At 69.8% G+C, this 9849-nt stretch carries 11 protein-coding genes; 3 read left to right on the forward strand and 8 right to left on the reverse strand.

Annotation, left to right across the window (positions count from 1 at the left end; genetic code table 11):
* Together VFF46_RS05620 and VFF46_RS05625 are read left to right on the forward strand one after the other, a co-directional pair.
* Positions 1-256: LuxR family transcriptional regulator (locus tag VFF46_RS05620; protein WP_325035940.1), on the forward strand; the 256-nt coding region annotated here is incomplete at its 5' end.
* Positions 257-600: 344 nt separating this feature from the next.
* Positions 601-1026, forward strand: coding sequence for a CBS domain-containing protein (locus VFF46_RS05625; RefSeq protein ID WP_325035941.1), 426 nt, complete (start codon positions 601-603; stop codon positions 1024-1026).
* A gap of 40 nt (positions 1027-1066) precedes the next feature.
* On the opposite strand, the gene VFF46_RS05630 is transcribed toward VFF46_RS05625, so the two are convergent.
* Genes VFF46_RS05630 through hisN form a run of 3 tightly spaced genes read right to left on the reverse strand, consistent with a single transcriptional unit; the run spans position 1067 to position 4508 of the window.
* Complete coding sequence (locus tag VFF46_RS05630; RefSeq protein WP_325035942.1) at positions 1067-2413, reverse strand: pitrilysin family protein; 1347 nt, start codon at positions 2411-2413, stop codon at positions 1067-1069.
* Positions 2410-3696 carry a pitrilysin family protein gene (locus tag VFF46_RS05635; RefSeq protein ID WP_325035943.1) on the reverse strand — a complete coding sequence of 429 codons (1287 nt, stop codon included), beginning with the start codon at positions 3694-3696 and terminating at the stop codon, positions 2410-2412. The genes VFF46_RS05630 and VFF46_RS05635 overlap by 4 nt, the downstream gene beginning before the upstream one ends.
* A gap of 32 nt (positions 3697-3728) precedes the next feature.
* Positions 3729-4508 (reverse strand): histidinol-phosphatase, encoded by a 780-nt coding sequence (hisN, locus tag VFF46_RS05640; RefSeq protein WP_325035944.1) that lies wholly within the window; start codon positions 4506-4508, stop codon positions 3729-3731.
* A gap of 133 nt (positions 4509-4641) precedes the next feature.
* Between hisN and VFF46_RS05645 the strand changes: the two genes are divergently transcribed.
* On the forward strand, positions 4642-5121 hold the full coding sequence (locus VFF46_RS05645; RefSeq protein WP_325035945.1) for a DUF2231 domain-containing protein: 480 nt from the start codon (positions 4642-4644) through the stop codon (positions 5119-5121).
* Positions 5122-5168: 47 nt separating this feature from the next.
* On the opposite strand, the gene rsgA is transcribed toward VFF46_RS05645, so the two are convergent.
* From rsgA to VFF46_RS05670, 5 genes are all read right to left on the reverse strand, one after another.
* Positions 5169-6200, reverse strand: coding sequence for a ribosome small subunit-dependent GTPase A (gene rsgA, locus VFF46_RS05650; RefSeq protein ID WP_325035946.1), 1032 nt, complete (start codon positions 6198-6200; stop codon positions 5169-5171).
* Positions 6200-7471, reverse strand: a complete 1272-nt coding sequence (aroA, locus tag VFF46_RS05655; RefSeq protein WP_325035947.1) for a 3-phosphoshikimate 1-carboxyvinyltransferase — start codon at positions 7469-7471, stop codon at positions 6200-6202. Before aroA ends, rsgA begins: the two co-directional genes overlap by 1 nt.
* A gap of 40 nt (positions 7472-7511) precedes the next feature.
* Complete coding sequence (locus tag VFF46_RS05660; RefSeq protein WP_325035948.1) at positions 7512-8711, reverse strand: hypothetical protein; 1200 nt, start codon at positions 8709-8711, stop codon at positions 7512-7514.
* 31 nt (positions 8712-8742) lie between these two features.
* Complete coding sequence (locus VFF46_RS05665; protein ID WP_325035949.1) at positions 8743-9315, reverse strand: DoxX family protein; 573 nt, start codon at positions 9313-9315, stop codon at positions 8743-8745.
* A 33-nt stretch (positions 9316-9348) separates the two neighbouring features.
* On the reverse strand, positions 9349-9849 hold a 501-nt coding region (locus tag VFF46_RS05670; RefSeq protein WP_325035950.1), incomplete at its 5' end, for a DsbA family oxidoreductase.

Here is a 9849-nt window from a genome sequence, read left to right on the forward strand (position 1 = left end):
GCTGGTCGCGCGGATCCTGGACGAGTTCCGGGAGCCGGGCCGTCGGCGCCCGGCCCGGCGGTCGAAGGCGGCCCTGCTCACGTCTCGCGAGTGGGAGGTGATGGGGCTGCTGGCCGATGGTCTGAGCACCGACGAGGTCGCTAAGCGGTTGTTCCTGTCGCCGACCACGATCCGGGTGCACATCTCCTCCGTACTGCGCAAACTCCGGGTGAAGGACCGCCAGTCCGCCATAGACCTGCTGCGCGACGAAAGCTGAAGGATGGGTGCTGAAGAACGAACGCTGAAGAATGGGTGTTGAAGGACGAGCTGAAGGACGAAAGCTGAAGGACCGGTGTTGAAGGGCGAGTGCTGAACCGGTCGTGCGGGAGGTCCCCCCTCCTCACCGCCCGCACGACCGGTCCGGCGTGCCGTGCACGATCCCCCCTCGCCCACGACCTCTGCTTGTCACCCTAAGTAGCGATGCCCCGCGGAGCCAGACCTTTGAGCGTTCAAACACCTAAACGCCCGCGGCGAACGCGGTTGTCCGTCGTTGTCACTGGGGGTGATCGCCGGATTCCCGCTACCTTGGGGTATTGGTCCCTCGATCTGCAGGAGGCTCCCGTGAAGATCAACGACGTACTGCGCGGCAAGGGCAACCAGGTCGTCACCATCTCCCCAGAAGCCACCGTCACCGAGCTGCTCGCACTGCTTGCCGAGCACAACATCGGCGCCGTGGTGGTCAGCGCGGACGGCTCGACGGTGTCCGGGATCGTCTCCGAGCGCGACATCGTGCGGCTCTGGAACGGTACGCCGGACGCGGGCGACGTCCGGGTGAGCGCGATCATGACGTCCGAGGTGCACACCTGCGCGCCCGACGACCTGATCGACAACCTGATGCGGATGATGACCGACCGCCGGATCCGGCACGTCCCGGTCGTTGTCGACGGCAACCTGGCCGGCCTGGTCAGCATCGGCGACGTGGTGAAGTCCCGGATCGGCGAGCTCGAGTTCGAGAAGGAGCAACTCTCCAACTACATCACCAGCTGACCGGCGCTGCCCCCGATCCGGTCGGGGGCAGCCGATCGAGCTACAGGTCGATCAGGTCGCCGAGGTCGAGGCCCTCGAGTTGCGGGCGGACGTCCTTGGCTTCCCCGACGACGACCACGAGCAGGCCGTCGGCTCCGATGTACCGGCGGTAGGCCTCGGTCGCCTCCGCCGCGGTGGTGGCCGCGATGTTGGTCAGGTACGTGTCGGCGAAGTCGATCGGTACGCCGTTCGCGATGTTGCTGCCGACCTGCTGGGCCACCGAGTCGGCCTGCTCGTAGCGCAGCGGGGCGGTCCGGATCAGGCTGTCCTTCGCCTCCTGCACCTCCTGCTCGGTCAGGCCGTCGCGGGCCTCCCGGAGGATCCGCAGCGCGTCGGTGATCGCGGCGCCGGTGACCTCGGTCCGTACGGCGCCGCCGAGGCTGAACGTGCCGCCCTTGCGCGGCGCCGAGAAGCTGGTCCGGGTGCCGTACGTGTACCCCTTCTCCTCGCGCAGCACGGTGTCCACGCGGGAGGTGATGGTCCCGCCGACGACATGGTTCGCGACCGCGGCCGCGCCCCACGCCGGGTCCCGGCGGTCCGGTCCGGCGCAGCCGATCAGCAGTTGGCTCTGCACCGACCCCGGCCGATCGACCAGGACGATCCGGTTCCCGGTCAGGTAGATCGGCTCCGGCGTCTCCAACGCCGTACGGGCGGACGACGTCCAGCTGCCGAACGCCGAGTCGATGATGCCGGCAACATCCACCCCGGTGGCGTCGCCGGCGAACAGGATCTGCGCCCGCTCCGGACCGATGTTGTTCCGGTAGAACTCGGCGACCTCGACGTTGGTCAGCGGCCGGATCGTGTCCGGCGTCCCCGCGGTCGGCCGGGACCGCCGCGTCGACGCGTCGAACAGGTGCGCCGCGAACGCCTCGCGTGCCCGGTACCCGGCGTTCGCCCGCTCCTGGTTGATCTCACCGAGCCGGATCGTCACGTGCCGGCCGACGTCGGCCTGGTTGAACGCGGGCCGGGTGATCGCCTCCGCGAGCAGCTCGACCGCCGGCGCCAGGTGCGACACCGGCACCGAGATCTCCACGTGCAGCGCGTCCGAGCTGACGTCGACGCCGTACGCCGCACCGTGCCGCTCCAGGGCGGCCGCGAACTCGTTGGCCGAGTGCAGCTCGGTGCCCTCGTCGAGCGTCCGCGACATGATCGTCGCGACCCCTTCGAGTTCCCGCGGCTCGGCGATCAGCGGCATCGCGATCGTCACGCGCACGGTGGCGACGTACTGCCCCGGGCGGTCGAACACGTGCACCGGCGTACCGACGCCGATCCGGGTCGTCGTCGCCTCCGGGAACTTCCACGGCCGCGGTGCGCCGACGGCCGGCGGGGTGGTCAGAACCTGGCTCATTCCTGCTCTCCCGACGTCTCGTTGCGGCGGTACGTGACCTGCACCCGGCCCGCGGCGCGGATCCACTGCGCCGCGGCCTCCTGGACCTGCGCGACGGTGACCGCCTGGACCTGGTCGATCCGGGTGTTGATCCGGTTCGCGTCGCCGAACAGCAGCGCGTAGTGCGAGATCTCGTCTGCCCGTCCCGCGCACGTCGCGAGCTGCTCCAGCCAGTCCCGCTCGGCCTGGGCCTGCACGGTCGCGAGCTCCTCCGCGGTCACGCCGTCGGTGGCCAGCTTCTCGATCTCCTCGAGCAGCGCGTCCTCGACCTGCTGCAGGTCGACGCCGTCGGACGCGATCCCGGTCAGCGTCCCGAACGACACCCCGCCGATCAGCGGCAGCGCGCCACCGGACACCGACTGGGCGATCTGCTCGTCGCGGACCAGGCGGCGGTTCAGCCGGCCGCTCTGCCCGGCGGCGAGGATGTCGAGCGCCAGCCCGGCCGCGTCCAGCTCCGGAGTGCCGTCCACCGGCAGCCGGAACATCATCGTGACCAGGTCTGACGGTACGTCGGAGGTCACGTCGTCACGCTGTACGTCGGTCATCGGGCCGATCGTGCCGTCCGGTGCGGGCGGCGGCGTGGGGATCGCCGGCAGGTGGCCGAAGTACCGCTTGGCGGCGTCGAAGGCGTCCGCCTCGGAGACGTCGCCGACGATCGTCAGGACCGCGTTGTTCGGACCGTAGTACTGACGGAAGAACGCGTGCACGTCCTCCAGCGAGGCAGCGTCCAGATCCGCCATCGAGCCGATCGTCATGTGCGCGTACGGATGGCCCTCGGGGAACGCGAGCCGGACGAGCCGCTCGTACGAGTCGCCGTACGGGCGGTTGTCGTAGCTCTGCCGCTTCTCCTCCTTGACCACGTCGCGCTGGTTGTCCAGGTTCTCCTGGTTGACCGCGTCGAGCAGGTAGCCCATCCGGTCCGCCTCGAGCCAGAGCGCGAGGTCCAGGCCGCCGCTGGGCAGCGACTCGAAGTAGTTCGTCCGGTCGAAGAACGTCGAAGCGTTGAGGCTCGCGCCGGCCGTCTCCAGCAGGCTGAAGTGCTGACCGGAGGCGACGTTGCGCGACCCCTGGAACATCAGGTGCTCGAAGAGGTGCGCGAACCCGGTCAGGCCCGGTGGTTCGTGGCGCGAACCCACGTCGTACCAGAGGTTGACGGCGACGATCGGGACGGCGCGGTCCGAGCTGACGACGACCCGCAGGCCGTTGTCCAGCGTCTGCTCCGCGAGGGGGTAGTCCAAGGGCATACCGGCCACCATACGTGGTCGGTAAACCCCGCTCACTCCAGGCGTTTGAGTACTTCGTCGTGCAGGCGGCCGTTGGTTGCGACGGCGTTCGGGCCGTTCGGGCCGGGCGTACCGTCGACCGAGGTGAACCTGCCGCCGGCCTCGTCGACGATGATCGCCAGCGCGGCCATGTCGTACAGCTCCAGCTCCGGCTCGGCGGCCACGTCGACGGCGCCCTCGGCGACCAGCATGTACGACCAGAAGTCGCCGTACGCGCGGGTCCGCCAGACCGAGTCCATCAGCTCGGCCCACTGGTTCTTCTTGCCGATCTTCTCCCAGCCCTTGAGCGACGCGTACGACAGCGACGCGTCCTCGATCTTGCTCACGTCGCTGACCCGGCACGGCTGCGACGAGTGCAGCGCGCGGCCGGTCCAGGCGCCGTCGCCGTACGACGCCCACCAGCGCTTCCCGAGCGCGGGCGCGGACACCACGCCGACGACGACCTGGTCCTCGATCATCAGGCTGATCAGCGTCGCCCAGACCGGGACGCCGCGGATGTAGTTCTTGGTGCCGTCGATCGGGTCCACCACCCAGCGCCGCACGCCCCAGCCCGACGTACCGTCCTCCTCGCCCACGAACGCGTCCCGCGGGCGCGCCCGGGCGAGCGTCTTGCGCATCACGTCCTCGACCTTCTTGTCCGACTCGCTCACCGGAGTCAGATCGGGCTTGGTGGCCACGTGCAGGTCGAGCGCCTTGTAGCGGTCCATCGTGGTCGAGTCCGCGTCGTCGGCCAGGATGTGGGCGAGCCGCAGGTCATCCGTGTGCGAAGGCATGCCGGAAGGCTAGCCTGAACCGTCCGCGAGCGCTCAGCCTGGCCGGGACGAGTTGTGGCGGGATTGAACCAAATCGGTCCGCCGAACGTGCCATTGATGTCCGACCACGACCTCAAGATGCCGGGAGGCGTCAATGTTCGAGCGCTTCGGGAACCTGCCGCTGCACGTGCTGGTGATCCACCTCGCAGTGGTGGTGCTGCCGGTGAGCGCGCTCACCGCGATGGCGTTCGTGGCGGTGCCGAAATGGCGGCGGCTGTTGCGCTGGCCGGCGCTCGTCCTCGGCGTCGGTGCGCTGATCTGCGCGTTCGTGGCGAAGAAGAGCGGAGACGCGTTCGTGGCGGCGCTGCCGCAGCTCCGCCAGTTGGTCGCGGTGCACCGGTCGCGCGGCAACCTGCTGCTCTGGCTCGTCCTGGCCTTCACGATCCTGGTCGTCGCTGCCTTCCTGTTGCTGCCGACAACCGGAAAGGGCGTGGTCGCGCTCAACAGCCGCCCGCTCCAGCTCCTGGTGACCGCGGCCGTCGTGGTGATGGCGGTCGTCGTGATCTACCAGACGATCATCACCGGCGACGCCGGCGCCAAGGCCGTCTGGGGCAGCATCCTGCCGAACAAGTAGGTGGGGCGGACGTCCGTCACTGACCAAGCGCGGCCGCCCGGGCGGCCTTACGCCTGATGAGGCGGTTCGGAGCCGCTGTCGGCGGGGTTGGTCAGTGGCGCAGGTTCGGCTCGGCCCTCGCGGGAGGCCAGCAGCCGGCGGAACGACGCCACCCGGGCAGGGTCGGCACGGCCCTCGGCGACCGCTTCGTCCAGGGCGCAGTCGGGGGCGTCTGCGGTATGGGTGCAGCCGCGCGGGCAGTCCGCGGTCAGGTCCGCCAGGTCCGGGAACGCGTGGATCAGCTTGTCCGGGTCCACATGCGCGAGGCCGAACGAGCGGATACCTGGAGTGTCGATCAGCCAGCCGCCGTCCGGCAGCCGCAGTACGACGGTGTTCGTCGACGTGTGACGCCCGCGGCCGGTGACCTCGTTGACGATGCCCGTGGCCCGGCCCGCGCCCGGGATGATGCCGTTCACCAGCGTGGACTTGCCGACGCCGGAATGGCCGACCAGGACGCTCGTCCGGTCGTGCAGCTGCTCGCGGAGCTCGTCCAGGTTGCCGCCCTGCTGGGTGGCCACCGACTCGACGCCGAGCGGGCGGTAGATCGACAGCAGTGGGTCCGGGTCGGCGAGGTCGGTCTTGGTGAGGCAGAGCAGCGGCCGCATGCCCGCGTCGTACGCCGCGACCAGGAAGCGGTCGATGAGACCGGTCCGGGGCTCGGGGTTCGCGACCGCGACGACGATCACCAGCTGGTCCGCGTTCGCCACCAGGGGGCGCTCGACGGGGTCCTCGTCATCGGCCGAGCGCCGGAGCAGCGTCGTCCGGGGGAGGACCTCGACGATCCGGGCCAGGGTGCCCTCGTCGCCGGTCGCGTTGCCGTCGAGTTTCACCCGGTCGCCGACGATCACGCCGGTCCGGCCGAGCTGCCGGGCCTTCATCGCGGTCACCTGGCGGTCGCCGACCCAGCAGGTGTAGCGCCCGCGGTCGCGGGTGATGACGATGCCTACGGCGGCGTCGTCGTACGACGGGCGATCCTTGGTCCGCGGCCGGGTCCGGCGCTTGGGCCGGTCGTACCGGGCCTCCTCGTCGTACCGCGACATCAGGCCACGAGCCCCGACCACAGGGTGGGGAACTCGGGCAGGGTTTTGGCGGTGGTACCGATGTTCTCGATGCGGAGATCGGGCACGAGCAGGCCGAGGACCGCGGCGGCGTGCGCCATCCGGTGGTCGTCGTAGGTGTGGAAAAGCCCGCCGCGCAAGGGCTTCGGACGGATCTCCAGCCCGTCCTCGAGCTGCGTGACGTCGCCGCCGAGCGCGTTGAACTCGGCCTCGAGCCCCGCCAGCCGGTCGGTCTCGTGGTTGCGCAGGTGCGCGATCCCACGCAGGTACGACGGTCCGTCGGCGAACGCGGCCACCGCGGCGATCACCGGCGACAGCTCGCCCACCTCGCTCAGGTCGAGGTCGCAACCCTGTACCCGCCCGGTACCGCGGACCGTCAGGTTGCCGTCGGCATGCGTCACCTCGGCGCCGAACCGGGTGAAGATCTCCGGCAGCTGACCGCCCGGCTGGGTGGTCTCGGCCGGCCAGCCGGTGACCGTGACCGACCCGCCGGTGACGACCGCTGCGGCCAGGAACGGTGCCGCGTTCGACAGGTCCGGCTCGATCGCGGTGTCCAGCGCCCGAACGGTGCCTGGGGCAACGACCCAGCGGTTCGGTTCGGCGTCGTCGACGTGGACGCCGCGTTCGCGCAGCATCGCCACCGACATGTCCAGGTGCGGCTGTGACGGCACCGGCTTGCCGTCGTGCCGGATGTCGACGCCCTCGTCGTACCGCGCGCCGGCCAGCAGCAGCGCGGACACGAACTGGCTCGACCCGGACGCGTCCAGCGTGACCTTGCCGCCGCGGACCGACCCGGTGCCGGACACGGTGTACGGCATCCGCCCGGTGCCGGCGTCGTCGATCCGTACGCCGAGCGTCCGCAGCGCGCCCAGGATGACGTCCATCGGCCGCTCACGCGAGTACTCGTCGCCGTCGAACGCGACCACGCCGTCCGCGAGCGCGGCGACCGGCGGGACGAACCGCATCACGGTGCCGGCCAGGCCGCAGTCGACACTCGCCGGGCCCTTGAGCGAGCCCGGCGTCACGGTGACCGTCGTACCGCTCTCGGTGATGCCTACACCGAGAGCGACCAGGGCGGACCGCATCAGGGAGGTGTCACGGGCCTTGAGCAGGCCGGTCAGGTGCGACGGGCCGTCGGCGAGGGCGGCGAGAATGAGGGCCCGGTTGCTGATCGACTTCGACCCGGGCACAGTGACCTGGCCGTCCACAGCACGCTCGGCCAGCGGTGCCGGCCAACCCTGATCCACGCTCATATCACTCCCTGGGCTCGTCACTTCGAGCCCGAGCCTATCGCTACTGCACCTTCCAGCCCTGCGGCAGTTGCAGCGACAGGTACTGCGGGGAGTTGTTCAGCACCGGTACCGGCAGGGTCTTCGGGTACGTGTAGTTCACCACCTGCACCTCAGGAGCCGGGATCGCCTTGTCGCTGCCGTGTGCCGGCGCTCCGATGCCCTTCTCGAACAATGCGACCGGCAGCAGGGTCTTGGTGTCCAGGTAATACACCGCGTGTACGCCGACGCCGAGGGGCCACGGGTTCGACCAGGGCCAGCTCACCGGGTCCTGCCCGGTGTCCCGGAACGCCCACATCGAGATCGCCGTACCGCCGTAGCCCTGGTCGCCGAGCAGGACCGGCTTGAAGTCGACCACCTGCCGTACGTAGGTGTGGCCGCCGGCTGAGAGCAGTGTCGGCTTCGCAGGGTTCACGTACCCGTCGTAGCTGCGCAGGGTCTTCAGGGCCTTGTCGGCCTCGTCCGGTGTGAGGCCACTGGAGAACAGGGCGTCGCCTGCGTCCAGGTAGGGCTTCTTGTAGCACTCAGGGCTGTCGAACGGGACGACCTGCCACTTGTTGTTGAAGTGGTTCCAGCTGTAGCTCTTGCCGCCCTTGCAGATGGCGCTGGTCGGTTCTTTGTCGTTCGGGTTGTTCCGGAACGTCTGCGCGAAGTAGAACTTGTTGGTCTTGTGGTCGATGACCGAGTCGACGATCGTCCAGTTGCGGTTCCGGGCGAGGAACTGCTGGGTGTTCTCGAAGAACGACACCTTGAGCCGTGCCATCGGCTGGGTCATCTGCCGCTTGGCCACGCCCTCGAAGAACGTCGCCGGGTCGACCTCGGCGAGCGTCTGAGCGGTGACCGGCTGACCGGGCTCGATGGTCCTCCCGTGCGGCGCGCCGCCTGCGCTCGTGCGGTTCGACACCGCACGCCAGCCGAAGTACCCCGCCGGTACGGCGATCACCAGCAGGACCGCGGCGACCACCGCCCAGATCACCCCGCGGCGCTTACGCGGCGGCTTCGGGTAGCCCCGCTGCCCCGGAGGCTGCTGCGGGTAGGGCGCCTGCTGCTGCGGGTACTGCGGCTGCTGTTGCGGGTACTGCGCCTGTGGGGGAGGCGGGTAGGGCGCCTGCTGCTGGGGTGCTTGCTGGGGCGGGAGAGTCGAAATCGGCTGCCAGGAGCGGCCGTCCCACCACCACTGGCCATCGTCGCTGTACGTAGGCACTGGTTCAGACTAGAACGGCGTACAGCTCACTTCAGCTCAGCTCGGCCTTGGCGAGTCGGGCCGCGTGCTTGGCTTCCCGGGCCAGCGTCTTCGCCTCGCGCTTGGCCGCCTTCGCGCTGCGCTTGGTCTCGCGCTTCGCCGCCTTCGCGCCGTGCGTGGCGCGCCACGCGACCCCGGGCTTGCCCTCGGTGTCGACCGCGGCCAGCAGCAGCCCGCCCATCAGCCCCAGGTTCTTCATGAACTGGATGCGCTGCTGGTAGCGGACCGTCTTGTCCTTCTCCTGCCAGAACGCGTGCCCGGCGAGCGTCGTCGGTACCAGCGAGGCGGCCAGCAGCGACGCGCCGAGCCGGCGGCCCTTGCCGGTCGCCAGCGCGACACCGCCGAGCACCTGGGCCGCGCCGTTCAGGCGGACCAGGTTCGCGGTGGTGTCGGGGATGCGCTCGCTGACCTGCGGCGGCGCGACCTTCTTCACCATCGGCACCAGCCGGTCGGTCACCGGCTGTGCCTTCGGTACCAGTGGCTCGGGGTTGCGGATCGAGTTCGTGCCCTGCACGACGAAGATGACGGACAGCAACGGCCTGGCCAGTGCGCGCACGACAGTCATATCTCCTTCATACACCAGGATCCCGGTAAGTACTCAGATAGGACACCCGTCCGGGCCGCACTCCGCGTCACCGTTGACCGCGCCCGGCGCGGTGATGAGCGTCACCGGCTTACGGTCGGCGTTCGCGCGCCGCAGGGCCTCCTGGAACACCTCCACGGGCTGCGCACCGCTCACGCCGTACTTGTCGTCGATGACGAAGAACGGTACGCCGTTGGCGCCGTACGCCAGCGCCTGCGCCTGGTCGGCCTCGACCTCGTCGGTGTACGTCGTACCCTCGAGCACCTCACGTACCCGCTCGGCGGGCAGGCCGACCTCAGTCGCCAGCTCGGTCAGGGTGCTGTGGTCACCGACCGGGAGACCGTCGGTGAAGTACGCCTTGAGCAGGCGCTCCTTGAGGCGGCCCTGCGTGTCTGCGGGCACCTCACCGGACTCAGCGAGCTCACGAGCGAGGTGGAGCAGACGGTGGGCGTCTACGGTGTTGACGGCCTTCGCCTGGTCCAGGTGGTACTCCAGGCCGACCTCAGCGGCGACCTC

The sequence above is a fragment of the Kribbella sp. genome, from assembly GCF_035655035.1.
In the GTDB taxonomy this organism is placed as follows: Bacteria; Actinomycetota; Actinomycetes; order Propionibacteriales; family Kribbellaceae; genus Kribbella.

Coding starts and splice junctions, on each gene's coding strand:
- VFF46_RS05645 (WP_325035945.1), top strand. CDS start 4,642: ATGTTCGAGCGCTTCGGGAACCTGCCGCTGCACGTGCTGGTGATCCAC.
- aroA (WP_325035947.1), bottom strand. CDS start 7,471: ATGAGCGTGGATCAGGGTTGGCCGGCACCGCTGGCCGAGCGTGCTGTG.
- hisN (WP_325035944.1), bottom strand. CDS start 4,508: ATGCCTTCGCACACGGATGACCTGCGGCTCGCCCACATCCTGGCCGAC.
- VFF46_RS05635 (WP_325035943.1), bottom strand. CDS start 3,696: ATGCCCTTGGACTACCCCCTCGCGGAGCAGACGCTGGACAACGGCCTG.
- VFF46_RS05630 (WP_325035942.1), bottom strand. CDS start 2,413: ATGAGCCAGGTTCTGACCACCCCGCCGGCCGTCGGCGCACCGCGGCCG.
- VFF46_RS05665 (WP_325035949.1), bottom strand. CDS start 9,315: ATGACTGTCGTGCGCGCACTGGCCAGGCCGTTGCTGTCCGTCATCTTC.
- rsgA (WP_325035946.1), bottom strand. CDS start 6,200: ATGTCGCGGTACGACGAGGAGGCCCGGTACGACCGGCCCAAGCGCCGG.